Source organism: Microbacterium oxydans (genome assembly GCF_026559675.1).
Lineage (GTDB): Bacteria > Actinomycetota > Actinomycetes > Actinomycetales > Microbacteriaceae > Microbacterium > Microbacterium oxydans_D.
Map to the genome: position 1 here is coordinate 3,533,876 of NZ_CP092891.1, position 23,906 is coordinate 3,557,781.

The 23,906-nt window shown below is 69.8% G+C and carries 23 protein-coding genes and 1 tRNA gene; 10 read left to right on the plus strand and 14 right to left on the minus strand.

Annotated features, from left to right (window positions below):
• Window positions 1–45: 45 nt before the first annotated feature.
• The 4 genes from MME74_RS17075 to MME74_RS17090 are packed head-to-tail and all read right to left on the minus strand — an operon-like array spanning window position 46 to window position 4,975.
• Complete coding sequence (locus MME74_RS17075; RefSeq protein ID WP_267416308.1) at window positions 46–1,005, minus strand: ABC transporter ATP-binding protein; 960 nt, start codon at window positions 1,003–1,005, stop codon at window positions 46–48.
• Window positions 1,002–2,888 (minus strand): dipeptide/oligopeptide/nickel ABC transporter permease/ATP-binding protein, encoded by a 1,887-nt coding sequence (locus MME74_RS17080; RefSeq protein WP_267416309.1) that lies wholly within the window; start codon window positions 2,886–2,888, stop codon window positions 1,002–1,004. The genes MME74_RS17075 and MME74_RS17080 overlap by 4 nt, the downstream gene beginning before the upstream one ends.
• The gene (locus MME74_RS17085; RefSeq protein WP_267416310.1) at window positions 2,885–3,868 is read right to left on the minus strand and encodes an ABC transporter permease; all 984 of its coding nucleotides are present in this window, start codon (window positions 3,866–3,868) and stop codon (window positions 2,885–2,887) included. Before MME74_RS17085 ends, MME74_RS17080 begins: the two co-directional genes overlap by 4 nt.
• Window positions 3,869–3,904: 36 nt before the next feature.
• A complete protein-coding gene (locus tag MME74_RS17090; protein ID WP_267416311.1) occupies window positions 3,905–4,975 on the minus strand; it encodes a Gfo/Idh/MocA family protein in 1,071 nt (356 codons plus the stop codon).
• A gap of 180 nt (window positions 4,976–5,155) precedes the next feature.
• On the opposite strand from MME74_RS17090, the gene MME74_RS17095 reads away from it, so the two are divergent.
• The 5 genes from MME74_RS17095 (at window position 5,156) to MME74_RS17115 (ending at window position 11,157) form a co-directional block, all read left to right on the plus strand.
• Window positions 5,156–6,109, plus strand: coding sequence for a zinc-binding dehydrogenase (locus MME74_RS17095; protein ID WP_267416312.1), 954 nt, complete (start codon window positions 5,156–5,158; stop codon window positions 6,107–6,109).
• Between the two features lie 124 nt (window positions 6,110–6,233).
• The gene (locus MME74_RS17100) at window positions 6,234–7,514 is read left to right on the plus strand and encodes an ABC transporter substrate-binding protein (protein ID WP_267416313.1); all 1,281 of its coding nucleotides are present in this window, start codon (window positions 6,234–6,236) and stop codon (window positions 7,512–7,514) included.
• Window positions 7,515–7,575: 61 nt separating this feature from the next.
• Window positions 7,576–8,490: a carbohydrate ABC transporter permease gene (locus MME74_RS17105; protein WP_267416315.1), complete on the plus strand. Its 915-nt coding sequence runs from the start codon at window positions 7,576–7,578 to the stop codon at window positions 8,488–8,490.
• A gap of 14 nt (window positions 8,491–8,504) precedes the next feature.
• On the plus strand, window positions 8,505–9,422 hold the full coding sequence (locus tag MME74_RS17110) for a carbohydrate ABC transporter permease (RefSeq protein ID WP_267416316.1): 918 nt from the start codon (window positions 8,505–8,507) through the stop codon (window positions 9,420–9,422).
• A gap of 1 nt (window position 9,423) precedes the next feature.
• The gene (locus tag MME74_RS17115) at window positions 9,424–11,157 is read left to right on the plus strand and encodes a glycoside hydrolase family 9 protein (RefSeq protein ID WP_267416317.1); all 1,734 of its coding nucleotides are present in this window, start codon (window positions 9,424–9,426) and stop codon (window positions 11,155–11,157) included.
• Between the two features lie 30 nt (window positions 11,158–11,187).
• Here the strand turns inward: MME74_RS17115 and MME74_RS17120 are convergent, their stop codons facing one another.
• Window positions 11,188–11,658 (minus strand): hypothetical protein, encoded by a 471-nt coding sequence (locus MME74_RS17120; protein ID WP_267416318.1) that lies wholly within the window; start codon window positions 11,656–11,658, stop codon window positions 11,188–11,190.
• Between the two features lies 1 nt (window position 11,659).
• Window positions 11,660–12,265 carry a dCTP deaminase gene (gene dcd / locus MME74_RS17125; RefSeq protein ID WP_267416319.1) on the minus strand — a complete coding sequence of 202 codons (606 nt, stop codon included), beginning with the start codon at window positions 12,263–12,265 and terminating at the stop codon, window positions 11,660–11,662.
• A 101-nt stretch (window positions 12,266–12,366) separates the two neighbouring features.
• On the opposite strand from dcd, the gene MME74_RS17130 reads away from it, so the two are divergent.
• Window positions 12,367–12,440, plus strand: a tRNA-Gly gene (locus tag MME74_RS17130).
• Between the two features lie 47 nt (window positions 12,441–12,487).
• Here the strand turns inward: MME74_RS17130 and MME74_RS17135 are convergent.
• From MME74_RS17135 to MME74_RS17145, 3 genes are all read right to left on the minus strand, one after another.
• Window positions 12,488–12,796, minus strand: coding sequence for a hypothetical protein (locus MME74_RS17135; RefSeq protein WP_267416320.1), 309 nt, complete (start codon window positions 12,794–12,796; stop codon window positions 12,488–12,490).
• A gap of 109 nt (window positions 12,797–12,905) precedes the next feature.
• Entirely contained in the window at window positions 12,906–14,399 is a 1,494-nt protein-coding gene (locus tag MME74_RS17140; protein ID WP_267416321.1) for an APC family permease, read from the minus strand.
• A gap of 22 nt (window positions 14,400–14,421) precedes the next feature.
• The gene (locus MME74_RS17145) at window positions 14,422–15,696 is read right to left on the minus strand and encodes an amidohydrolase family protein (protein WP_267416322.1); all 1,275 of its coding nucleotides are present in this window, start codon (window positions 15,694–15,696) and stop codon (window positions 14,422–14,424) included.
• Window positions 15,697–15,903: 207 nt separating this feature from the next.
• Here MME74_RS17145 and MME74_RS17150 point away from each other — a divergent pair, with 207 nt between their 5' ends.
• Window positions 15,904–16,395 (plus strand): Lrp/AsnC family transcriptional regulator, encoded by a 492-nt coding sequence (locus MME74_RS17150; RefSeq protein WP_267416324.1) that lies wholly within the window; start codon window positions 15,904–15,906, stop codon window positions 16,393–16,395.
• Window positions 16,396–16,434: 39 nt separating this feature from the next.
• On the opposite strand, the gene MME74_RS17155 is transcribed toward MME74_RS17150, so the two are convergent.
• The 3 genes from MME74_RS17155 to MME74_RS17165 are packed head-to-tail and all read right to left on the minus strand — an operon-like array spanning window position 16,435 to window position 18,384.
• Window positions 16,435–17,061: a DUF1684 domain-containing protein gene (locus MME74_RS17155; protein ID WP_267416326.1), complete on the minus strand. Its 627-nt coding sequence runs from the start codon at window positions 17,059–17,061 to the stop codon at window positions 16,435–16,437.
• Window positions 17,062–17,070: 9 nt separating this feature from the next.
• On the minus strand, window positions 17,071–17,913 hold the full coding sequence (locus tag MME74_RS17160; RefSeq protein ID WP_267416327.1) for a sugar nucleotide-binding protein: 843 nt from the start codon (window positions 17,911–17,913) through the stop codon (window positions 17,071–17,073).
• Between the two features lie 9 nt (window positions 17,914–17,922).
• Window positions 17,923–18,384, minus strand: a complete 462-nt coding sequence (locus MME74_RS17165; RefSeq protein WP_105525993.1) for a MarR family winged helix-turn-helix transcriptional regulator — start codon at window positions 18,382–18,384, stop codon at window positions 17,923–17,925.
• Between the two features lie 115 nt (window positions 18,385–18,499).
• Between MME74_RS17165 and MME74_RS17170 the strand changes: the two genes are divergently transcribed.
• On the plus strand, window positions 18,500–19,696 hold the full coding sequence (locus MME74_RS17170; protein ID WP_267416329.1) for an MFS transporter: 1,197 nt from the start codon (window positions 18,500–18,502) through the stop codon (window positions 19,694–19,696).
• 92 nt (window positions 19,697–19,788) lie between these two features.
• On the opposite strand, the gene MME74_RS17175 is transcribed toward MME74_RS17170, so the two are convergent.
• Together MME74_RS17175 and MME74_RS17180 are read right to left on the minus strand one after the other, a co-directional pair.
• Complete coding sequence (locus MME74_RS17175) at window positions 19,789–20,439, minus strand: MIP/aquaporin family protein (RefSeq protein ID WP_267416330.1); 651 nt, start codon at window positions 20,437–20,439, stop codon at window positions 19,789–19,791.
• A 150-nt stretch (window positions 20,440–20,589) separates the two neighbouring features.
• Window positions 20,590–22,203 (minus strand): acyl-CoA dehydrogenase family protein, encoded by a 1,614-nt coding sequence (locus MME74_RS17180; protein WP_267416331.1) that lies wholly within the window; start codon window positions 22,201–22,203, stop codon window positions 20,590–20,592.
• Window positions 22,204–22,317: 114 nt separating this feature from the next.
• On the opposite strand from MME74_RS17180, the gene MME74_RS17185 reads away from it, so the two are divergent.
• Together MME74_RS17185 and MME74_RS17190 are read left to right on the plus strand one after the other, a co-directional pair.
• Window positions 22,318–23,700: an APC family permease gene (locus MME74_RS17185; RefSeq protein WP_267416332.1), complete on the plus strand. Its 1,383-nt coding sequence runs from the start codon at window positions 22,318–22,320 to the stop codon at window positions 23,698–23,700.
• Entirely contained in the window at window positions 23,687–23,902 is a 216-nt protein-coding gene (locus MME74_RS17190; RefSeq protein WP_267416333.1) for a multidrug transporter, read from the plus strand. Before MME74_RS17185 ends, MME74_RS17190 begins: the two co-directional genes overlap by 14 nt.
• Window positions 23,903–23,906: the final 4 nt, after the last annotated feature.

Sequence of the window (23,906 nt, forward strand, 5' to 3'; positions counted from 1 at the left end):
CTGCGAGGACACTGCGGTGGTCATACGGGACTGCGGTGGCGCCCGCTATGCGGCGCCCATGCCCTCCTTCCCCGGGATGCGGCTGTCGGCGAGCAGACGGGCGACGCTCTCGTCGTCGTCCCACTCGCGCGCCCAGTGGACGCCGTCGACGCCGCGCTCCTCGGTCGGGTCCGCATCGCCGACCCGCACCTCGGGATGGCGCAGGCGACGGTCGACGTCGACCTCGAACGGCTCGGAGCGCGGATCGGGGGCCGCGCGCACGAGGAGCTGCGTATAGGGGTGGACCGGCACCGCGATGACCTCGTCGCTGGGGCCGCGCTCGACCACGCGGCCGTTGCGCATGACGACGATCTGGCTCGAGAAGTGCCGGGCGGTGGCGAGGTCGTGGGTGATGTAGAGGACCGCGAGGTTGCGCTCGACCTTGAGGCGGTCGAGCAGTTCGAGGATCTCCATGCGGATCGACACGTCGAGCATCGACACCGGCTCGTCCGCGATCAGCACCTCGGGTCGCGGGGCGAGGGCACGCGCGATCGCGACGCGCTGGCGCTGGCCGCCCGAGAGCTCGTGCGGGAACTTGTCGAGGTACTCGGCCGACAGGTTCACCGAATCCATCAGGCGCTCCAGCTCCGCCTGCTCCTCCTTCGGCCCGCGCACGATGCGGTGCACGCGCAGCGGCCGCCGCAGGTGGTGCCGCACGGTGCGCAGCGGATTGAGCGAGGCGAACGGGTCCTGGAACACCATCTGCACCCGCGAGCGGTAGGGACGGATGCCGTGCTGTCCGCGCGGCACCACCTCGTCGTCGAGCCGGAGCTCGCCCTCGCTGGGATCCGTGATGCGCAGGATCATCTTCGCCATCGTGGACTTGCCGCTGCCGGACTCGCCGACCAGCGCCACCGTCTCCCCCGGCCGCACCGTGAGCGAGACGCCGTCGACCGCGCGCAGCGTGTCGCCGCGACGGCCCAGGTGGTAGTCCTTGGTGAGCTTCACCGCGTGCAGGGTGGTCATCGTGCTCCCACTTCCTCGGAGGCGGGCTCGCCGTCCTCCGCGACGTAGCGTCCGCCGCCGGAGATCGGCGCGTCGCCGCGCAGACTCGGGAACGACTTCAGCAGGTGGCGGGTGTAGTCGTCCTCGGCGTGATCGAGCAGCGCGGCCGGGGTGTTCTCCTCGACCAGGCGCCCCTTGCGCATGACGCCGACGCGGTCGCTGATCTCGAGCAGCAGACCGAGGTCGTGCGTGATGAACAGCACCGCGAACCCGAAGTCGTGCCGCAGCCGGGCGATCTCGTCGATGATGCTGCGCTGCACGATCACGTCGAGCGCGGTGGTCGGCTCGTCCATGATGATGACGCGCGGCTTGAGCGAGAGCGCCATGGCGATCATGACGCGCTGGCGCATGCCGCCGCTCAACTGGTGCGGGTAGCTGGCGAGGCGCAGCGGGTCGATGCCGACGGTGCGGAGCAGGTCGGCCGCGCGCCGCCGGCGCTCCTCCTTGCTGAGGCGCAGATCGTGGTCGATGAAGATGTCCTCGATCTGGTCTCCGATCGAGATGACCGGGTTCAGCGCGTTCATGGCGGACTGCAGCACCATCGCGACCTCGGACCAGCGGAACGCCTTCAGGTCGCGGTCGTCGAGCGCGAGCACGTCGAGCTGCTCGCCGTCGCGTCCGGTGTAGACGATCTCGCCGCTCGTGATCACGGCCGGTGGGCGGAGCAGACGAGTCACGGCGTACGCGAGCGTCGTCTTCCCCGAGCCGGACTCCCCGGCGAGACCGACGATCTCGCCGCGGTGCAGGGTGAGGCTGACGTCGTCGACCGCGCGGAACGCGCCGTTCTCGTGCGTCTGGTACTCGACCGTGAGGTTCGAGATCTGCAGCACGGTCTCCCCGGCCACGAAGTCGCCGGTGTCGTCGAGGTCGCGGCGCGGCCGACGCAGATTCAGCAGCGGCTGACGCGGACGCTTGAACTGCGTCTTGGTGCCTGCCTTCGTGCCGAGGCCCGCCGCCCGCAGACGAGGGTTGACGAACTCGTCGATGCCGAAGTTGACCAGGGCGAGCGCCGTGCCGACGAAAGCGATCGCGAGTCCCGGCGGCACGAACCACCACCAGGCGCCGAAGAGCAGCGCCGAGCTGTTCTGAGCCCAGTAGAGGATGCCGCCCCACGACCATTCGGTGACGTCGGTCATGCCGAGGAAGGCGAGCCCGGCCTGGGTCAGGATGCCGCCGGTCACGGTCGCGAGGAACGACGAGGCGACGATCGCGAGCATGTTGGGGAGGATCTCGCTCCAGATGATGCGGAACGTGCGGTCGCCGGCCACGCGCGCGGCCTCCACGAAGTCGCGGTTGCGCAGCGAGAGGGTCTGGGCGCGCAGCACGCGGGCACCCCACGCCCATCCGGTGATCGCGATCACGATGATGATGCCGACCGAGCCGGTGCTGGGCAGGTAGCCGGCGAGGATCACGACGAGCGGGAGGCCCGGGATGACCAGGAAGATGTTCGACAGCACCGACAGCAGCTCGTCGCCGAGTCCGCCGACGTAACCGGCCGTGAGACCGACGATGAGGGAGAGCGCGGTGGCGAAGAACGCGGAGACCACGCCGACGAACAGCGAGATCCTGGTGCCGTAGACCATCTGCGCGAACAGGTCCTGCCCGGTGTGCGTCGTGCCGAGCCAGTGCTCGGGCGACGGCGGCAGCAGCACCTCGGTGCTGACGGCGCTCGGGTCGGTCGTGATCAGCATCGGTCCGAAGACCCCGACGAGGATGAACAGCAGGAACACGCTGCCGCCGACGATGATCTTGGCGGAGCGGAGGCCGCGCAGCCAGTCGAGGTTGCGGCCCTTCTTCGCCGCGGGCTTCGGGGCGGCGATGGTGGCGGTGAGCGGCGTCGTCATCGGCGGGCCTCCTGTCGGGTGCGCGGATCGAGGAGCACGTAGGCGAAGTCGGCGACGAGGTTCGCGACGAGCACGGTGATCGTGATCACGAGGAAGATGCCCTGCATCAGCGGGTAGTCCTGCTGCTGCACGGCCTGGAAGAGGGTGTAGCCGAGGCCCGGGTAGTTGAAGACGACCTCGGTGACGATCGAGCCGCCGACCAGGAAGCCGAGCGACATCGCGAAGCTCGCGAGCGAGGGGAGCACGGCGTTGCGGCCCGCATAGGTCCGCATCACGCGGCTGGTCTTCAGGCCCTTGGCCTGGGCGAGCAGCACGTAGTCCTCGCTCAGCGTGGTGACCATCATGTTGCGCATGCCCAGCAGCCAGCCGCCGATCGACGACACGATGATCGTGATCGCGGGGAGCATGCCGTAGGAGATGACGCTGCTGATGAACTCCAGGTTGAAGCCGGGCACGAGGCCGGGCTGGTATCCGCCGGACAGCGGGAACCAGTGCAGGTTCACCGCGAAGATGTAGACCATGATGAGGCCGAACCAGAAGTACGGGATCGATGAGATGAACGTCGTCGCCGGGACGAGCCCGTCCATCCACGACCCGCGGCGCCAGCCGACGAGCATCCCGAGGCCGACGCCGATCACGAAGCTGAGCACCGTGCAGATGCCGATCAGCGACAGCGTCCAGGGCAGGCCCTGCAGGATCATGGTGGAGACCTGGGCGGGGTAGGCGCTGATCGACACCCCGAGGTTCCCGGTGAAGATGTTGCCCCAGTACTCCCAGTACTGGTTCCACAGGTTGTCGTCGCCCTGACCGAACAGCTGCCGGAGCGCATAGACCGCGTCCGGGCTCAGCTGTCCCTGGAATCGGGTCAGCATGCGTTCGATCGGGTCTCCCGGCATCATCCGGGGCAGGAAGAAGTTGATCGTGATCGCCGCGAACGCGGTGATCAGATAGAACAGTCCTCGCCGCAGGAGCACTCTCATGCCACGGCCTCTCTCATCTCATCCATCTCTCTCACGTCAGTACGTCGAAACGATCTCGGTCACCGGCGCCCACAGCCCCTGGTCCAGTCCGCGCTGGAGGGCGTTGTCGAGCACGTCGAGGGGCAGCCGGACCAGACCGCGGCGCACGCTCGACTCGTAGGCGGCGAAGATGATCTCCGCGGCCGCGAGTCCGTGCCGGGCGTGCAGCACGGGCTCCGCGCCGGTCTCCGCCGCGCGCACGAGGTCGGCGAGGGCGAGCGCGGTCTGCTCGATGATGGCCGGATCGACCCCGCCGAGCTCGATCGCGAACTCGGGGTCGACGCTCTCGAGGATCTCCTGCGGGTCGCGGCCGTCCACGTGCACGAGGGCCCGGCCGCCGAAGATCTCGACCCGGCCGCGGGTGCCCTGGAGCACGATGCCGTTGTCGCCGAGCGGGTGCAGGCGCTCGTCGCGTCCGGTGATGATCACGGCGTCGACGGCGGAGTCGAACCGCACCTTGACGATGCCGGCCGTCTCGGTCGGGGCTCCGTAGACGCGCTTGCGCGCCGCGACGTCGATCTGGGCGAGCACCGAGGTGGCACGCGGGTCGCCGAGGTGCAGGCGCAGCAGGTCGACCGTGTGCGATCCCCAGTCGAAGAGGTTGGCGCAGTAGCCCTGCGCGCCGGTGAGCTCGCCGATCGTGCCGTCCTGCACGAGGTCGCGCACCGCGCGGTGCATGCGGTCGAAGCGGCGCTGGTGGTTGACGGTGAGGACGGCCCCGTGCGCGGCCGCAGTCTCGACCAGGTGTCGGGCATCGCCGTAGGAGAGCGCCATCGGCTTCTCGCAGTGGATGGCCGTCACGCCATGCGCGAGGGCGAGGTCGACGACGTCGCGGTGCACGGCGGCGGGAGCGCACACGCTCAGCACGTCGACGGGGTTCTCGGTGAGCAGGCGCTCGAGGTCGCGGTATCCGCGGGCGCCGTGGCGGGCGGCGAGGGCGTCGGCCGCGTCGGCATCCACGTCGCTGATCGCGGCGATGCGCAGATCCGGGATCCGGGAGAGACCGAAGGCGTGCACCGCACCCTGTGCACCCGCACCGACCACGGCGGCGGTGCGTACCGTCGTCATCTCGGCCCTGCTCGATGGGTGAACTGGTACACTATGGCCTCTCCTTTGAGCGTTTGTAGTAGTCCATGAAAATACCACTGAGGGCCAAGCTAATACGCTTCTATGATGAGCACAACCACTTGCTGTCCATTTGAGACAAGCTCGTGGGACTCGCAATGAAGCCAGCCGGAGGAGAATTCCATGCTCATCAGCCAGGTCATCGGTCCGCGTCGCTCCGAGATCGTGTCGGCACCCGACCCGATCCCCTCGCCCTCGCAGGTCGTGATCGACGTGCTCGCCTGCGGAGTGTGCACCTCGGACCGCACTCCGTGGCGGGAGCACGGGACGCCGGAGGCACCGGTGCGGCTCGGACACGAGACCGTCGGCAGGATCAGCGCCGTGGGCGACCCCGGCGGCCGCTGGAGCGTGGGCGAGGTCGTGACCGGCCTCGGCGGCGACGGCTTCGCGACCAAGGTCGCCCTCGACGCCGACTCGATCCTGCGCGTCCCCGCCGGCTTCGCCCCGCAGCACGTGATCGGGGAGCCCCTCGCCGACCTCGAGGAGGCGCTCTCCCGCAGCGGCATCCGCCCGGGGGACCGCGTCGCCGTCGTCGGCCTCGGCTTCATGGGGCTGGGCCTGGTGCAGCTCGCGGCCGCCCGCCTGCCCGGGCTGCTGGTCGCGGTCGACCCGAATCCCGCGGCGCGGGAGCGCGCGCTCGCCCTCGGCGCCCACGAGGCCTATCACCCGGACGAGCTGCCGCCCGAGTTCGCCTCGGCATCCGGTCGGCGCGAGCAGCGCATGGACGTCGTGGTCGAGGCGGCCGGCGTGACCTCGGCTCTCGTCACCTCCTCCACACTCGTCCGCCCGTACGGCACGGTCTGCATCGTGGGCTATCACCACACCGGCGACGCCCCGATGGACATGGAGCTCTGGTACAAGGGCGCCACGATCGTGAACGGCTTCTCCCCCGCGCGCCCGCGGACGCTGCGGGCGATGGCGGACGGCCTCGCGATGATCGCCGACGGACGGTTCAGCTATCTGCCGCTGATCACGCACACCTTCGACCTCGCCGACATCGATCAGGCGTACGAGCTGATGGAGGCGCGGCCCGCCGACTTCGTCAAGGGCGTGGTGCTCTTCCCCGACCACGGATGATCAGCCGCCTTCGGTGGATCACTGTTTGATCACGAGAAGAAATACCAGTATTGACCACTTTGAGTCCGGGACAGTACCATTCGAGGAACCGCCGGCGCCCGGCCGGCCGAGAAGGAGGTCCTCCGTGCAGAAGCGCGTGTCCATCCCCCTGGCAGGTGCCACCGCGTTCGTGCTCGCCGCGAGCCTCGGCGCCTGCGCGAGCACTGAATCATCGACACCCGACCAGATCGTCGTGCAGACCAACTGGACGGCCAGCCAGGCCCAGAACAAGCCGCTCTTCGACGCCTTCGAGGCGTTCACCGAGGAGACCGGCATCGACGTCAAGGTCCTCGAGTCCGGCGACAACCTCAACCAGGTCTACGAGACGTCCCTCCTCGCCGGCGAAGAGGCCGACGTCCTGCTGGTCGGACTCCTGGAGAAGCAGCTGGACTGGGCGGTCAACGGCGCCGTCGTCCCCGTGAACGACTACATCGAGGAATGGGGCATCGCCGACCGCATCCCCGACGACGCCCTCGTGGACTGGACCGATTCCGAGGACAACATCCGCGCGTTCCCCTACTCCGGGTTCACGTGGCCCTGGTGGTACAACACCGACCTGCTGGAGAAGGCCGGGGTCGACGGCGTCCCGACCACGACCGACGAGCTCGTCGACGCCGCGAAGAAGCTGCGCGCCGCGGGCATCGCTCCCGTGGTGCTCGGCGGCATCGACTGGTCCGGCCAGAAGATCTTCCTGCAGTTCCTGGAGATGTTCCTCTCGACCGACGAGGCGAAGCAGGTCTACGCCGAGGGCGCGACGTGCGACAGCCCCGGGGCCATGAAGGGCATCGAGCTGCTGGTCGAGCTGCGCGACGCGGGCGTCTTCGTCGACGGCGTCGAGGGCTACACGGCCGACCAGGCGCAGGCCGCGTACATGGACGGCCAGGCGGCGATCGCTCCGCTCGGCTCCTGGGCGTACCCGGCGGCCTCCGAGGAGCTCGCCGCGGCGACCGTCCTCGGCGGTCTCCCGGTCGCCGACGGCGCACCGTTCGAGAAGCCGCTGGCCTACCGCGGGTCCACCTCGGCTGGTTGGTGGATCAGCCCCAACGGTGAGAAGAAGATCGACGCGGTCGAGCAGCTCATCACCTACATGTACGGCAACGACGTGCTCAAGGGCATCCTCGACGAGGGCGGCGTGATCCCGGTCGCCGACTTCGGCGGCGACACCTCCGGCGTCACCTCGCCGCTGCTGGCGCAGTCCCTGACCGACCTGCCCGAGGTGGTCGACTTCCCGGTGATGCCCGACATCTACGTGCCGGCCGACGTCTCCAACCCGATGTACCGCGCGACCTCGGTCGCGTTCACCCCCGGCACCGACGCCGCGACGATCTGCAAGACCGTCGACGACATCTACGCCGCCGCGAAGTAACCCGTCAGGGCGGCCCGGCCTCCACGCCGGGCCGCCCTCCTCACTGCTGGAGCCCTCCCCCATGACCGCATACTCCCCCGAGGTCGTCGCCCTCCGACGCGCGAAGGCCAGACGCCGTGGCGAGCTGGTGCAGCTGTCGGCCACCCTCCCGGCGCTGCTCTGGTTCCTGGTCTTCACGATCGGCCCGCTGGTCAGCCTCTTCTACTTCTCCACGGTCAACTGGCGAGGACTGATCGCGCCGCGGACGCCCGCCGGCCTCGACAACTTCGCCCGTCTGCTGAACGACCCCGTCGTCTGGCTCGCGACCGGCAACACGATCCTCCAGCTCGTCGTGACCCTCCCGATCGTCGTGGTCGGCGCGTTCATGATCGCCTACTACCTGAACCTCAAGCCCCGCGGACACCGCTTCGTGCGCGCACTCATGTTCACCCCCGTGCTGCTGTCGGCCTCGGCCCTGGCCATGGTGTTCGTCGGCGTCTTCGCCCCGAAGGGCATGATCAACGGCTTCCTCGACGCGATCGGCCTCGACCAGCTCGCGCGCCCCTGGCTCGCCAACGGCGACAGCGCGATGTGGGCCATCATCATCGTCACCATCTGGTGCAGCATGTCGGTCTCCGCGATCATGCTCGCCGCCCGCCTGAACTCGATCGACGCCTCGGTGTTCGAGGCCGCGGAGATCGACGGCTGCGGGCACTTCCGCCGCATGTGGAGCATCGCCTGGCCGATGTGCCGCGAGTTCGTCGGCGTCGTCACGATGCTGCAGTTCCTGTGGACCCTGTTCTCCTCCGCCGCGGTCGTGCTCCTGCTCACCAAGGGAGGACCGGGCAACGCCACCGCGACCCTCTCCTTCCTCGTGTACGACTTCGCGTTCAACCAGTCGAAGGTCGGCTACAGCCAGGCCGTCGCCGTGGTGCTGTTCATCGTCGGCGTCGCCGGCATCCTCGTGATCCGCCGGGCCTTCCGGCAGAAGTACTGATCGGACCCGCTCGCATGACCGCCGTCTCCGCTCCCACCGCCCCGCGCACCTCCTCGCCGCAGTCCCGTCCGGCAGCCCGTCGTCGCACCCGCGGCGGAGCGCTCGCCCGCACCGGCCCCATGAAGTACCTCGCGCACGCCGGGGTCTGGCTGTACGTGATCCTGCTCGCCGCGCCCCTGTACTACCTGCTGATCTCGGCGTTCAAGCACAACACCGACATCTTCAACCAGCCGTTCTCCCCCTTCACCCCGCTCACGTTCGACAACTTCGGGCTCGCGTTCTCGCAGGCCTCGCTGGGCACGGCCCTGCTGAACTCGGCGTACATCACGGTCGGCGCGGAGATCCTGACCCTCGCGCTCGCCGTGCCCGCCGCGTTCGCCCTGGCTCGGGCGAAGGGAGCCATCGGCCGGATGGTGGAGCGCGTGTTCGCCCTCGGGTTCCTGATCCCCGGGTTCGCGGCCCTGGTGCCGACCGTGCTGCTGTCGATCATGATGGGGCTGTTCCACACCCGTGAGTTCCTGATCCTCTTCCTCCCCGCCTCGGCCATGCCGCTCACGGTCATCCTGCTGACCCAGGCGATGCGCGCCGTCCCGGCCGAGCTCGAGGAGTCGGCGCTGCTCGACGGCGCCGGTCCGCTGCGTGTGCTGTGGTCGGTGTACGTGCCGCTCGCGATCCCCACGCTCACCGTGGTCGCGATCCTCAACTTCCTGTCGTTCTGGAACGAGTACTTCTTCTCACTCGTGATCATCGGGCCCGAAGCGTCGCTGCGCACGGCGCAGGTGGCGCTGCCGACGCTCTCGATCGCGAACGCCGCACAGTACGGTGTTCTTGCCGCCGGCATCCTCATCACCCTGATCCCCGCGTACCTCGTCTATGCCGTGTTCGCGGAGAAGATGGAGAACGCGGTCCTCGCCGGAGCACTCAAGGGCTGACATGCGCATCCTCACCACCCACCTCGGCTACGACACCGGGGCACCGAAGTCCGCGCTCGTCGAGCTGCCGCACGCCGGCGCGACGCCGCACGTGGAGCTGCTGTCGCTCGACGACGATTCCCGCCTCCGCCTCGAGGCCCGGCCGGCGACGGCCGTCGACGCCTGGCGGACCGGCGCCTACTCCCGGGTGGACTTCGATCACGTCGACGAGCCCGGGCGCTATCTGCTCGTCGCCGCCGTCGGCGACGAGGTGGTGTCGTCTCCGACCTTCACGATCGGCGAGGAGCGGCTCGCGGCCGGCACCCTCTCGGACATCCTGTTCGCGTTCAAGGCGGGGCGCTCCAGCGGCGAGATCGAGCGGAAGGATGCCGCGGCCCTCCGCTACGGCGACGACTCCGGTTTCACCGTCGACGCCCGTGGCGGCTGGCTTGATGCGTCGGGCGACACCAGCAAGTTCCTCAGCCACCTCACCTACTCGCCGACCATGAGCCCGCAGCAGATCCCGCTGTGCGCGTGGTCGTTCCTGGAGACGCGCGATCAGCTGGCCGCACGGCATCCGCGCTTCCATCGCGCGCTGGGTGCCCGACTGCGCGACGAGGCGCTCTTCGGCGCGGACTTCCTGGTGCGCTTCCGCACGCCCGACGGCGCCTTCTACAGCGGGATCTTCGATGCGCTGACCAAGAACCTCGAGGAGCGGGTGATCAACGCCCCGCTGCCGGAGTGCGTGCGCACCGACCGCTACCGGGCGTCGTACCGCGGTGGCGGCGGTCTCGCGATCGCGGCCTTGGCACGGGCCTCACGCGAGCAGGAGCACGGCGACTTCACGAACGCCGAGTACCTCGCGGCGGCGATCGGCGCCTTCGACGACCTCGAGGCGCACAACGCCGAGTACCTGTTCGGCCTGGACCTGGAGTCGGGGGCGCTCACCGCGAGCTCGGAGTCGGTCGTCGACGACTACTGCGCGCTGCTCGCCGCCTCCGAGCTCGTGGCGGCAGCGGACGCCGTCGACGCGGCTCGATTCACCGAGGCTGCCGACCGTCGGGCCGCCGCCCTGCTCGACCGCTATCGCACCTCCGGGGACGAGCCCGGGTGGTTCGAGGCCTGGGAGGACGGGCGACCGTTCTTCTCCGCGGTCGAAGCGGGCCTGCCCGTGATCGCGCTGCTGCGCTACGCCGACGTCGTCGCCGGCGCACGGCACGGCGACGCGGCCCGCGAGCTGGCGGTCGTGGTCATGCAGGATCTGCTGCGCCGTACGGACGCGGTCGCCAACCCGTTCGGCTACCCCCGTCAGCGGGTGCAGCCACGCGGCAGCGAGGTGCGCGAGTCCTTCTTCTTCCCGCACGAGAACGACACCGGGTACTGGTGGCAGGGCGAGAACGCGAACCTCGGATCGCTGGCGTTCGCTGCCCTCGCCGTCGCCGACCTGCCGGAGTGCGCACCCGGGCTCGCCGCACGTCTGCGGCGCTTCGCGGCCGACCAGGTGCAGTGGGTGCTCGGCCGCAACCCGTTCGACGTGTGCATGCTGCAGGGACGCGGTCGCAACAACGTCGAGTACTCGCCGGACTTCCCGAACCTGCCGGGCGGGATCGTGAACGGCATCACGAGCCATCCGGACGACGAGAACGGCATCGCGTTCCTGACGCCCGAGACGGCCGAGGGACCGGACTCGTGGCGGTGGGCGGAGCAGTGGATTCCGCACTCCGCCTGGTTCCTCCTGGCGGTCAGCGCGAGCTGAAGGCAGGCGTCGGAGCCGGAGCTCCGGTGATCAGAGCGACTGCGCGAGGGGGAACGGCGACACCTCGGCGCCCGCGAACGGGAAGGTCGTCGTGTTCAGCAGGTACACGCCGACCACGATCGCGGCGACGAGCAGCAGGAACAGGAACGCGAAGATCACGACCGTGAGCACGCGGTAGCCGCCGGAGGTCGGAACTTCGGGTGCGACCGACGGCTGCGCCCAGTCGTCGGCCACGGCGGCGGGCTGCTCGCCCTCGAGGATGGCGGGCGTCGGACGGGGACGGTCGGCTCCGCGACGCGTCGCGGGCGGAGGCGGCGGCAGGGCGTCGTCGTCCGACGGGATCTCCGAGGGCGGCGGGGCGAGCAGGCCGTCCGGGATCGGGATCTCGGGCGGAGGTGGCGGGATGACGACGTCGGCGGGCGGGATCACCGGCTCGTCCGGGACCACCGTCTCGTCGGGGACGACGGGTTCTTCCGGGGACGTGCCGCTGACATCGCTCATCTCAGCCTCCGACTGCTCCGACGTCGGTGACGCCGACGTCCGTTCGATGGAAATTCTGGAACGAGCGGGAGGCCGTCGGGCCGCGCTGCCCCTGGTAGCGGTTGCCGTAGGGGCCGGAGCCGTACGGGTTCTCGGCGGGCGAGGTGAGCCGGAAGAAGCAGAGCTGCCCGATCTTCATCCCCGGCCACAGCTTGATCGGCAGGGTCGCGACGTTGGCGAGCTCGAGCGTGACGTGTCCCGTGAACCCCGGGTCGATGAAGCCGGCCGTCGAGTGGGTGATCAATCCGAGGCGTCCGAGCGACGACTTGCCCTCGAGGCGGGCGGCGATGTCGTCGGGGAGCGTGACCTGCTCGAAGGTCGCACCGAGGGCGAACTCGCCGGGGTGCAGGATGAACGGCTCCTCCGGGTCGACCTCGATCAGTCGCGTGAGCTCGGGCTGGTCCACCGACGGATCGATGAACGGGTACTTGTGGTTGTCGAACAGGCGGAAGTAGCGGTCCAGGCGCACGTCGATGCTCGACGGCTGGATCATCTCCCGCTCATGCGGTTCGAGGCCGATGCGGCCGGATGCGAGTTCTGCCCTGATGTCGCGGTCGCTGAGAAGCACGGCACCAGCCTAGTTGCCACAGGCTCCGCGCGCCCCGCGGCTTTGGCCGACAGGCGACTGCCCGGTAGGCTGGCCTTCTCCCGCTCCTCGGATGCGGGTGCGGGGCTGTAGTTCAATGGTAGAACTTCTGCTTCCCAAGCAGACAGCGCGGGTTCGATTCCCGTCAGCCCCTCCACATGTGACGTCCACGCCGGCAATCCGCGGCTGCTTCCTGCGGCTGTGTCAGGAGAGTCCGCCCCCGACCAGCCAGAGGGTCACGACGACCGCGACGCACGCCAGGACCAGGATCGCCCACCCGACCCACCCGCGACCAGCCGCCGTGTTCCTCGGCGGCTGAGCGGACGTATGGCCCAGCTGTCGGCGCAGCGTCTCGGCGCGCTCCTCGAGTCCCGCCCGGTACTCGTGATTGCCCAGCCCGCCCCCGAGGCGGAAGCCCTCCTCGAGCGCTTCCGCCTGCTGCTCCTCGATCTGCGCGAGCTCGGCGGTCAGGCGCTTCCGCTCGTCGTCGGAGAGTTCTTCGGGTCGGGTCACGTCGTCTCCTCACTGGACTGAGCCAGCTAAGAGAACCATCTGTCCGCCGTCACGGCAAGACGTCGCACTTCCCGCGTCCAGGAGTTCGGCGGACCCCCGGAGCGACGACTCAGGCCTCGACGTCGGTGTCGGCCTCGACGTCGACGGTGTTGAGGGCGGCGTAACGCTCCGGGCGGCGGGCGCGGAGGACGAGCGCGATCACGATTCCCGCCACCAGGGCGAGCGGGATCGGGATCAGCAGGAGGGCGTTCACGAAGGGTTCGGCCGCGGTCAGCAGCTCCAGCTGGGAGACGCTGAGACCGACGAAGACGAAGAGTCCGATCGCGGCGAGCACCGGCGCCACGAGCACGCGCCAGACGCTGTGCCCGTGCCGGTCGCGGAGGAAGAACGCGACGACGGCGATCGCGGCGATCCCCTCGAGCAGCAGGATGCCGAGCACACCGGGAGCGGCCGACCACAGGAACACCACGAGGTAGGGATCCGCACCGGCGACGGCGGCGAAGCCGAGCACCACCACCGAGATCGCGATCTGCAGCGCCACTCCGCCGACGGGCGATCCGTGGGCGCGACTGATCCTCGCGACGCCCCGCGGCAGGATGCCTTCGCGGGCAAGGGTGAAGTGGTACCGAGAGGCGGCATTGTGGAAGGCGAGCGCGGCCGCGAACGCACTCGTGCAGAGCAGCAGCTGCGAGAAGTCCGACAGCCACGGTCCGACGAACTGCTCCATCGAGGTGAACGTCAGCAGCGCCACGTCGTCGCTCGCGGCGGCGTCCAGCGCTCCCTGCGTGCCGTAGGCGGCGAAGATGCACCACACCGAGAAGGTGTAGAAGACGCCGAGGAAGGCGATCGCGATGTAGGTGGCGCGCGGCACCGTGCGCTTCGGGTCCTTGACCTCCTCCGCATAGATCGCGGTGGCCTCGAAGCCGATGAACCCGCCGGCGGTGAGCACGAGCATCGCGCCGAAGCCGGGGTCGGCCATCACGGCCGGGTTGAAGATCGCGACCGTCTCCGCGATGTCGCCGCTGCCACCCTGACCGAGCATGAACGCCTCGTAGATCACGAGCACCGCGACCTCGAGCGCCAGGGCGATGCCCAGCACCTTGGCGCCGAGCGTCACCTTGAAGTACCCGAGCAGGGCGATCCCGATCACGGCGACTGCCGCCAGGATCACCCAGTTCACGCTCAGCCCGAACAGCGACGCGAGCATGTTCTGCGCATAGACCGCGAACCCCGCGATCAGGCAGATCGTCATGGCGTTGTACGACACGACGGCGAGCAGCGCGGAGCCGACGCCGAACGGCTTGCCGATGCCGTGGGTGATGTACGAGTAGAACGCGCCCGCGTTCTTGATCCGCGGACTCATCGCCGTGAAGCCGACGGCGAAGAGGATCAGGACGACGGCGGGGACGAGATAGCCGTACGCCGCCGACTCCCCGCCGGTGCGGATCGCCAGCGGCACGACCCCCGCGACCACGGTGAGCGGGGCGGCGGCCGCGACGACGAAGAACACGAGGTCGGCGGTGCCGAGGCCTGCGCGGCGGAGGGTCTGCGGCTCGGAGGCCTGGGCGGGGGCGTGCGGTGCTGAGGGGGCTGTCGGGGTCATCATCGTCCTCGGGTTCGGCGTTTCAGCGAGTGGGTGAGCGGTGCGGGGTGAGCTCGTCCAGCCACAGTTGTTCGCCGCGGCGAACATACCGCAGGCGGTCCTGGGCGAGGGAGCGGATGTCGTCCAGGGGATCACCGTCGACGACGAGGAAGTCGGCGGCCTTGCCCGCCTCGAGCGATCCGGTCAGGTGGTCCACCCGCAGCGCCTTGGCCCCGTTCAGCGTGGCGGCGACGATGGCGTCGGACTCCGGCATGCCGGTCTCGACCATGGTGTGGACCTCGGAGAGCGTCGATGCGCCGTAGGGGACGTCGATGCTCGAGAAGCTGTCGCTGCCGACGGCGATCGTGACCCCGGCGAGGCGGGAGGCCGTGAAGTTGTCGGCGACGCGGTTCTTCTCCTTCTCCACCATGGTGTCGCCCCGGTAGTTCTCGAGGCCTTCGCGCGGAGGCGGCGGGTACTCGTCGAACCACGGCCCGAGGAACAGCTGCAGGGTGGGGACGTGGATGACGCCGTTCTCGACCATCATCCGGCGGCACTCGTCGTCGAGCTCCTCGCCGTGTTCGAGAGTCGCGACGCCGGCGCGCAGACAGTCCTTCGCGGCGGCGAGCGATTCGGCGTGGGCGAGCACGGGGATCTTGACCATCGCCGCCTCGCGGACGACCATGCAGAGCTCCTCGAAGTCGTAGTGCTGGTCGGTCTCGAGCTCCTTGTCCCACATCCCGCCGCCGGTCGCCCAGATCTTGACGGCGTCGGCGCCCATCCGGTTGAGCAGCCGCACCGACTTGCGCAGCTCCTCCGGCCCGTCCGCGAGCATGGCCCACGGGTGGCTGCGCTGGATCATGTCGCACGGCAGGTTGTGCGCATCGCCGTGGCCGCCCGTGCGCGACAGGCCCGGTCCGCAGGCGACGATGCGCGGACCCTCCATGTGCCCGTTGTTGACGGCCCACTTGAGACGGAGCCCGTTGCGGGAGATGTCGCGGATGGTGGTGACGCCGTGCTCCATGAGCGCGCGCATCTGCTGTCCGGAGAGGATCGCCTGGCGCAGGTCGTCCTCCACGACCCAGGTCGTGTAGTTGGGCGATGAGGCTCCGCCGAGGTGGGTGTGGCAGTCGATGAGGCCCGGCATGACGGTCATGTCACCGGCGTCGACCCGTTCGGCGTCCGGCGGAACGGCCACACTGCCGCGCGGTCCGACCGCCTCGATCGTGCCGTCGCGCACGACCATCGTCGCGTCGTCGATCGCCTGCCCCGTGCCGTCGAGCAGACGCCCGGCCTGCACTACCGTGATTTTGCTCATCACGAACTCCTTGAACCGCTGATTTCATCGTCGAAGATCTGTCTGGACACGAATATAGCGGCGACTCGTTCGGACTGCAACGATTTTAGGATATTGACGGAGGCCTGACCGTCAATTTGATTGCCACGCGCCATGTCGGCGATGAGATTGACGGTTTCCAGTACGCTGACAGCGGGCCGACAGGCCGCACGAGAGGAGCACCCACCGATGCGATCCGGTGAATTCCACGGACTCGTCCCCGCACAGCTGGACGAGCTCGACCGCAAGCTCGTCCGCCTGCTGCAGGAGGACGGTCGCCGCTCGGTGACCGAGATGGCCGGAGCCGTCGGCCTCTCGCACGCGGCGGTGCGACAGCGGATCCAGCGCCTTCTCAACGAGCGCGTCGTGACGATCGGGGCGATGACCCACCCCCAGACCCACGGCTACGCGCAGTCCGCGCTCGTCGGCGTCCGCGTGGACCACCGTGTACACGAGGTGAGCGAGGCCATCTCCGCGATCGACGAGGTCTACTACCTGGTGACGACCACCGGGCACTACGACCTCATGGCCGAGCTGATGGCCACGGACAACGAGCACCTGCTCGACCTCGTGATGTCGATCCGCGCCGTCCCCGGCGTGACCGAGACCGAGACGATCAGCTTCGTCGACACCGTGAAGTGGATCTACCGGCCCGACTTCGCGACGCGCGGATCCGACTGACCCGCCGCCGCACTCGGACCGTCGAGCGCCCCGATCCGATCAGCCGCCGTACATCTCCCCCACCGGCACCGGCACGTCGAGGACGTTGCCGGGCTGCGCGAGCGGGCACGCCCACGCGGGGTCGTAGGCGCAGGAGGGGTTGTAGGCGAAGTTGAAGTCGAGCACGATCGTGCCGCGCTCGGCGTCGGAGCCGAGGTCGGCGCCCTTGATCGTGTCGATCAGGTAGCGGCCGCCGCCGTAGGTCCCGCCGGGTCGCCCGGCGAGCGCGTCCCGCACCGGGATGAACAGACCTCCGCCGTAGGACTTCAGGCGCCACACGTCGAGCGAGCCCGCATCCGGGATCTCGACCCTGCCGATCCGCTCGAACGGCACGACGCCGTCGGTCCCCGTCTCGAAGTCGAAGCCGCCGGGCTCGGCCGGGAGGATGGGCAGCTCGAAGCGCCACTCCGGGTCGTACGACGAGATCGGCAGCCCTTCGAACAGCGGCCGGTCCTCGGGCAGGAGCGCGGTCGCCGGATGCCGGAGCATCAGCTCGTCCCGCTCGATCCGCCAGAGCTCGTGCGCGTCCTCGGGCGAGTCGGCGAGGCGCACGGCCGCATAGAGGGCGAAGACCCGTCGTCTCCAGTCGACGACCTCGACGGCCGTGCGTGCGGGGGAAGTCGTCATGCCCCCAGGCTACGGGTGCCCGGCGTCCGTGCGGCCGGATGCGGCGATCATCTCCGCGTACCCGGTCTCGTACGTCGGATACTCCAGCTCGCCCAGCAGAGAGCGCAGCAGCGCCCCGTCGTACACGAACCCGCTCGGCTCCGCGGAGGCGTCGTCGGCCGGGACCTCGACGCCCAGTGTCCGCGCGATGAAGCCGACCACGTCACCGAGCGGAGCCGGCGCCGCGTCCACCGCGTGCACGAGTCGCGGCGGGTCGTCCATCCGCAGCAGCAGCTCCAGGGCGCGGACGAGGTCGGTCTCGTGGATGCGATTCGTCCGCCGTCGGTGATTGCTCGGCGCCCCCTCGCGCACCTTCTGGAGGAGGAAGTCACGACCCGGCCCGTAGATCCCCGCCGGTCGCACGATCACGGCGTCGAAGATCTCGACCGCCGCCCGCTCGCCATCCTGGAGCCCCCGCGAGCGCTCGGTCGTCGGCGCCGGCTCATCCTGCTCGGTCAGCGGCTGCCCCGCGCCCGCCCCGTCGAAGACGCCGGTCGACGACACGAACACGGTGCGCGCGGGGACGACCGGGAGGGCGTGCGCGAGATGCGTCAGGGCCTCCCGGTACGCGGATGCGGTCTCGCCCGGCGGCAGCGTCACCAGCATCGCGTCGACCGCGGGCAGCGGCGGCACCGGGGGAACGGCGAGGTCGGCGCGGACGCCCGCCGCGCCCGCCGGGAGGGGGCCGTCGCTCCGACGCAGCGCGATGACCTCGCCTCCGGCCTCGAGGAGACGCGGGGCCAGACGTGCCGCGAGCTTGCCGTAGCCGACCAGGAGCGTGCGGTGCGGCACCGGCGCGGAGGCGTCGTCCATCGCGCGCACTCAGCCCGCGGCGAGCGCAGGCAGCGCGACGCCGTGCAGCGCGTCCACCACGGGTGCCAGCTCGGGCTGGGCGGCCGCATCCTCGAGCACCTGCTCGAGAGCCGCGTCGTGGATCGGACGCGCACGTTCGTAGAGCTCGCGGCCCGCGGGGGTGAGCTCGGTGTAGATGCCGCGCCGGTCGTCGGCGCAGAGGATCCGCGTCAGGAGTCCGCGGTCCTCCAGGCGGTTCACCAGGCGGGTGGTGGCACTGGGGCTCAGGGCGGCGGCGCGGGCGAGCTGCTGCATGCGCATGTGCCACCCGTCCTGCCGGTCGAGCGCGTCCAGGACGGTGTACTCGACCACGGAGAGCTCGACGGCTTCGGCCAGGCTGCGCTCCAGCGCGGTCTCGATCAGGCCGTGCAGAGCCGCGAGCGTCCGCCAGCCCTGCGCACGCACCTCGACCGCGTCGTCACCGATACCCATGGCCATCCTCCGAGATAGTTGCTTGCGCTGTATACTTGCGTGTGCAATCATTGTCCTTCGACGCGCAATATGCCGCGTCTGCAAGTATCCCCTTCAATGTACCAGGAGAATCGTCATGCCTCTAGGACTGATCGCCCTCGCCATCGGGGCGTTCGGCATCGGACTCACCGAGTTCGTCATCATGGGCCTGCTCCCCGAGGTCGCCCGCGACTTCGGCGTCACCGAGTCGGCCGCCGGCTGGCTCATCTCCGGCTATGCGCTCGCGGTCGTCGTGGGCGCCCTCGTCCTCACCGCCGCCGCCACCCGGCTGCCCAAGAAGCCCGTCCTGCTGGGCCTGATCGTGCTGTTCATCATCGGCAACGTCCTCACCGCCCTCGCCGACGACTACGGCGTCGCGATGCTGGGCCGCATCATCGCCGCCCTCTGCCACGGCGCGTTCTTCGGCATCGGATCGGTCGTCACGGCGGGCCTCGTCGCCCCCGAGAAGAAGGCCGGCGCCATCGCGATCATGTTCACGGGTCTCACGGCCGCGAACGTCTTCGGGGTCCCGTTCGGCACCTTCCTCGGCCAGGAGCTGGGCTGGCGCTCGACCTTCTGGGCCATCTCCGGCATCGGCGTGCTGGCCTTCATCGGCATCGCGGCACTCGTCCCGCGTCTCCCCCGCCCGACCGCGCAGGTCAGCCTCCGCACGGAACTGGCCGCCTTCCGCTCCGGTCAGGTGTGGTTCTCGCTCGTCGTCACGATCCTCGCGTTCGGCGGCATGTTCGGCGCCTTCACCTACATCGCGTACACGCTCACCGAGGTCAGCGGCTTCGCGACCTCGGCCGTGCCGTGGCTTCTCGTGCTGTTCGGCGCCGGCCTCGTGCTCGGCAACTGGCTGGGCGGACGCCTGGCCGACCGCGCCATCGACCGCACGCTGGTCATCTTCATCAGCGCCCTGGTCGTCGTCCTCGCCCTGTTCGCGGTGTCTGCCCAGTCCGGCATCGCCACGATCGTCGCCCTGTTCCTCATGGGCGGCTTCGGCTTCGGCACGGTACCCGGCCTGCAGAGCCGTGTCATGCAGTACGCCGGCGGAGCGCCCACGCTCGCCTCCGGTGCGAACATCGGCGCCTTCAACGTCGGCAACGCCCTCGGCGCCTGGGCCGGCGGTGTCGGCATCTCGGCGGGCCTCGGCTACACCTCCCCGATCTGGATGGGCGCGATCCTCACGGCCGTCGCCCTCGTCGTGATGATCATCGCGGCGGCCCGCGGCCGGTCTGCGGGAGCGCAGCAGCCGGAGTCGACACCGACCACCGCGGTTCCCGTCGGCTGACCGCACGGGTTCCCGTCGGCTGACCGCACCGGCAGATGCAGAAGCGCCGCACCCTCCGAGGAGGGTACGGCGCTTCGTGCGTGCGGGGAGGGTTACTCCGCCGCCGCGATCTTCTTGGCGTCGTCCGTGTTCAGCAGACGGAACAGGATCGCGGCGATCACGGCACCGACGACCGGCGCGACGATGTAGAGCCACAGCGAGCTCCATGCGAAGTGGCCGCTGACCGACAGGCCGAGCGCGACGGCCGGGTTGAATCCGCCGCCCGAGATGGAGCCGACGGTCGCCGCACCGATGAACACGGTGGCACCGATCGCGAGGCCGTAGAACGAGTTGCCCGCGGTGTCCTTCGACGTGGCGGTGTTGAGCACGACCCACACGAGGATCAGCGTGAAGAGCGCCTCGACGAGGAACGCGGGGCCGACCTCGATGACCATGGCCTTCTCACCGGCGGGCCAGACGGCGAGCGCGACGAGCGCGGCCACGGCGCCACCGACGAACTGGGCGATGAGGTAGGCGACGAAGTCGACGACGCTGAGGCCGCCGCGCAAGAACACACCGACCGAGACGGCCGGGTTCAGGTGGGCGCCCGAGATGTGACCCGTCGAGTACACGAGCACCATCAGGGTGAAGCCGATCGCGAGCGGCGTCAGCGGGCTGCCGCTGTTGACCGCTGCGATGATCGCGAGGACGAAGAGGAAGGTGGCGATCGCTTCTGCGAGCGCCTTACGTGCGGTACCGGTCATGAGAGTGCTCTTTTCGTTGGGGATTCGATGAGGCGGCCACCCGTCCGCCCGCGCACCCCGGCCGACGCACCCGCCTTGCGGCACTGACGCTATCGGTGCGTACACCGGAATATCGGGAGCCGCGCGGAATTTCTGTGAATTCCCTGAACCCTAGGCGCGCGCTGCCATCGCGGCGATGTCCACGCCCCTCGGCAGCGCTCCGAACAAGCCGGGCACTCCTCCGAGGCGGGCGGCGATGAACCCCTCGGCGACTTCGGCCGGTGCGGTCCGCAGCAGCTGCGACGCCGACAGCGTGAGTGCGAGAGCCTCGACGAGCCGTCGCGCCGCGAGCTCGGGCATCGGATCATCTTCGAGCTCCGCGATCAGCGCCCGGGTGTGCATCAGGTGCACGTCGAAGCGCGCATCCGCTCCCCGCACCGTCGACACCTCGGCATCGAACGCCGCCAGGGACTCGGGCTCCCGGGCGATCGCGCGCAGCACGTCGAGCGCGATCACGTTGCCCGATCCCTCCCAGACCGCCATGACGGGCTGCTCGCGGTAGCGCATCTCCAGCGGCCAGTCCGTGGTGATGCCGTTGCCGCCCAGGCACTCCAGCGCCTCGGCGGCGTGAGCGGGAGCGCGCTTGCACACCCAGTACTTCATCACCGCGGTCGCGAGCCGACGGAAGGCCACCTCCTGCGTCGAGGCGTCGTCGTCGTAGGCGCGCGCCAGCCGCATCGCCACCGCGGTGCCGGCTTCGACCTCGAGCTGCAGGTCGGCGATCACCGCGGTCATCGCGGGCTGGTCGATCAGCGTGCGCCCGAACGCGGCGCGGTGCCGCACGTGCCAGGCGGCCTCGGCGACCCCCTGCCGCATCCCGGCGAGAGAGCCGAGCATCGAGTCGAGCCGCGTGCGCGTCACCATGTCGATGATCGTGCGCACCCCGCGCCCCTCCTCCCCGATGAGCGTCGCCTCGGCCTGCTCGTACTCCACCTCGCTGGAGGCGTTCGAGCGGTTGCCCAGCTTGTCCTTCAGGCGCTGGAACCGGAGCCCGTTGCGCGTGCCGTCCTCCCGCAGTCGCGGCATCAGGAAGCACGACAGCCCGCCCGGCGCCTGCGCGAGCACCAGGAACGCGTCCGACATCGGCGCGGAGCAGAACCACTTGTGACCCGTCAGCGCATACCGCCCGCCGCCGAGCGCGACCGCCGACGTGGTGTTCGCCCGCACGTCGGAGCCACCCTGCTTCTCGGTCATCGCCATGCCGAACAGCGCGCCGGGCTTGCCCGGGCGCAGCGCGGGGTCGTAGTCGCGCGACAGCAGTCGCGGCATCCACTCCGCCGCGAGCTGCGGATGCTGCGCGATCACGGGCACGGCGGAGTGCGTCATCGACACCGGACAGGCATGCCCCGGCTCGATCTGCGCGTAGAGCATGAAGGTGGCCGCCCGGGCCGCGCTCGCACCGGGACGCGGGGCGGCGAACGCAGCGGTGTGCGCCCCGTCGGCGACCGCCGCGCCGATCACCCGGTGGTACGCCGGGTCATACTCGACCTCGTCCCAGCGCTCGCCCCAGCGATCGTGCGTGTGCAGGACGGGCTCGTGCCGGTTCGCCCGCCGGGCATCGTCCTGGAAGTCGGCGGATCCGACGCGACGGCCGATCCCGTGCAGACTCTCGGCCGCCCAGCCGGCACCCTGCTGCTGCACCGCCTCGACCAGCGCGACGTTCGCCCCGAACTCGTCGACGTCGACGCGCGGCGGGGCCTGATTGAAGACGGTGTGCGTGCTCACGATGCTCCGGATCAAATCACGGATGCCCCGCCGGAGCAATGGGCGACCCGGGTGCGGGGCGAGGATGTCAACCCCGTGGCCGGTTCTCGCGCGCGCCCGTAGCGTGCAGGAGTGATGACAGAGACCGCGCCGCGCGCCGATGATCCGACCCGGCTGCGCAGAGCGATCACCGGGCCGCTCCTGTTCGCCTTCATCCTCGGCGATGTCCTGGGCGCCGGCATCTACGCCCTGATGGGGGTGCTGTCGGCGAAGGTCGGCGGGATGCTGTGGGCGCCCCTCCTGCTGGCCCTGCTGCTCGCGCTGCTCACCGCCGGCTCCTATGCGGAGCTCGTGACGAAGTACCCGCGCGCCGGAGGCGCCGCCGTCTTCGCGGAGCGGGCGTTCCACAGTCCCCTCGTCTCGTTCCTCGTCGGGTTCAGCATGCTCGCGGCCGGAGTGACGAGCGCCGCCGGGCTCGCCATCGCCTTCGCGGGCGATTACCTGAGCACGTTCATCGACCTGCCGACCATCCCGGTCGCGATCGTCTTCCTCGCGGTCGTCGCCCTGCTGAACGCCCGCGGCATCCGCGAGTCGATGGGTGCGAACCTGGTGATGACGGCGATCGAGCTCAGCGGACTGGTCATCGTCGTCGCGGTGGTGGCGATCTTCGTCGGCGGCGGAGGCGGAGACCTCTCCCGGGTGGCCGAGGCACCGGAGGGAACGAGCGTCGCCGTGGCCGTGCTCTCCGGCGCGGTCATCGCGTACTACTCGTTCGTCGGCTTCGAGACCTCCGCGAACATGATCGAAGAGGTGAAGGACCCGCGTCGCACCTACCCGCGCGCACTGTTCGGCGCCCTCGCCACCGCCGGAGCGGTCTACGTCCTGGTCGGACTCGCGAGCTCGATCGCCCTGCCTCCCTCCGAGCTGCAGGAGTCGAGCGGCCCTCTGCTCGCCGTCGTCGAGGCGACCGGGGTCAGCATCCCCTCCTGGCTGTTCAGCCTCATCGCGCTCGTCGCCGTCGCGAACGGCGCCCTGCTGACGATGATCATGGTCAGCCGCCTCACCTACGGCATGGCCGAGCAGGGTCTGCTGCCCGCGGGCCTCGGTCGCGTGCTCCCGAAGCGGAAGACCCCGTGGGTGGCGATCCTCACCACCACGCTCGTCGCGATGGGTCTGACGCTCGTCGGCGACCTGGCCACGCTCGCCGAGACGGTCGTCCTGCTGCTGCTCGTCGTCTTCCTCAGCGTGAACGTCTCGGTCCTGGTGCTGCGCCGGGACCACGTCGACAACGACCACTTCCGCGTGTGGACCTTCGTCCCGGTGCTCGGCGTCGCCTCCTGCATCCTGCTGCTCACCCAGCAGCGGCCGGTCGTGTGGCTCTTCGGCGCGATCCTGATCGCGGTCGGCGGCGTGCTGTACGTGCTGGCGCGCTGGGGCAGGAAGCACGCCGAGAAGCGGAACACCCACCCCGACGGCGACCCCGTCGACAACCAGAAGGAGTCCCATGAGCACGCCTGAGCACACGCCCGACGAGGAGATGACGAGCGCCGAGAAGCGTCACGATCAGCTGACCTCCGCACCGGATGCGACCGAGGCCGACGCCGCGCCCCGCATCGAGGTCACCGAGCACGAGGGCAACACGCGCATCGACATCGCTCCGGAGGCGCCGGTGCGACCGGGACCCGGTCCCGGCATGCCCGAGGCCGATCCCGAGGACTGAGTCC

What these genes read in the sequence shown, in the direction of transcription:
- MME74_RS17185 (WP_267416332.1), top strand. Translation starts at nt 22,318, where the DNA reads ATGACAGAGACCGCGCCGCGCGCCGATGATCCGACCCGGCTGCGCAGA.
- MME74_RS17090 (WP_267416311.1), bottom strand. Translation starts at nt 4,975, where the DNA reads ATGACGACGGTACGCACCGCCGCCGTGGTCGGTGCGGGTGCACAGGGT.
- MME74_RS17175 (WP_267416330.1), bottom strand. Translation starts at nt 20,439, where the DNA reads ATGACCGGTACCGCACGTAAGGCGCTCGCAGAAGCGATCGCCACCTTC.
- MME74_RS17160 (WP_267416327.1), bottom strand. Translation starts at nt 17,913, where the DNA reads ATGGACGACGCCTCCGCGCCGGTGCCGCACCGCACGCTCCTGGTCGGC.
- MME74_RS17170 (WP_267416329.1), top strand. Translation starts at nt 18,500, where the DNA reads ATGCCTCTAGGACTGATCGCCCTCGCCATCGGGGCGTTCGGCATCGGA.
- MME74_RS17150 (WP_267416324.1), top strand. Translation starts at nt 15,904, where the DNA reads ATGCGATCCGGTGAATTCCACGGACTCGTCCCCGCACAGCTGGACGAG.
- MME74_RS17115 (WP_267416317.1), top strand. Translation starts at nt 9,424, where the DNA reads ATGCGCATCCTCACCACCCACCTCGGCTACGACACCGGGGCACCGAAG.
- MME74_RS17075 (WP_267416308.1), bottom strand. Translation starts at nt 1,005, where the DNA reads ATGACCACCCTGCACGCGGTGAAGCTCACCAAGGACTACCACCTGGGC.
- MME74_RS17190 (WP_267416333.1), top strand. Translation starts at nt 23,687, where the DNA reads ATGAGCACGCCTGAGCACACGCCCGACGAGGAGATGACGAGCGCCGAG.
- MME74_RS17155 (WP_267416326.1), bottom strand. Translation starts at nt 17,061, where the DNA reads ATGACGACTTCCCCCGCACGCACGGCCGTCGAGGTCGTCGACTGGAGA.
- MME74_RS17085 (WP_267416310.1), bottom strand. Translation starts at nt 3,868, where the DNA reads ATGAGAGTGCTCCTGCGGCGAGGACTGTTCTATCTGATCACCGCGTTC.
- MME74_RS17110 (WP_267416316.1), top strand. Translation starts at nt 8,505, where the DNA reads ATGACCGCCGTCTCCGCTCCCACCGCCCCGCGCACCTCCTCGCCGCAG.
- MME74_RS17095 (WP_267416312.1), top strand. Translation starts at nt 5,156, where the DNA reads ATGCTCATCAGCCAGGTCATCGGTCCGCGTCGCTCCGAGATCGTGTCG.
- MME74_RS17105 (WP_267416315.1), top strand. Translation starts at nt 7,576, where the DNA reads ATGACCGCATACTCCCCCGAGGTCGTCGCCCTCCGACGCGCGAAGGCC.
- MME74_RS17165 (WP_105525993.1), bottom strand. Translation starts at nt 18,384, where the DNA reads ATGGGTATCGGTGACGACGCGGTCGAGGTGCGTGCGCAGGGCTGGCGG.
- MME74_RS17080 (WP_267416309.1), bottom strand. Translation starts at nt 2,888, where the DNA reads ATGACGACGCCGCTCACCGCCACCATCGCCGCCCCGAAGCCCGCGGCG.
- MME74_RS17120 (WP_267416318.1), bottom strand. Translation starts at nt 11,658, where the DNA reads ATGAGCGATGTCAGCGGCACGTCCCCGGAAGAACCCGTCGTCCCCGAC.
- MME74_RS17145 (WP_267416322.1), bottom strand. Translation starts at nt 15,696, where the DNA reads ATGAGCAAAATCACGGTAGTGCAGGCCGGGCGTCTGCTCGACGGCACG.
- MME74_RS17140 (WP_267416321.1), bottom strand. Translation starts at nt 14,399, where the DNA reads ATGACCCCGACAGCCCCCTCAGCACCGCACGCCCCCGCCCAGGCCTCC.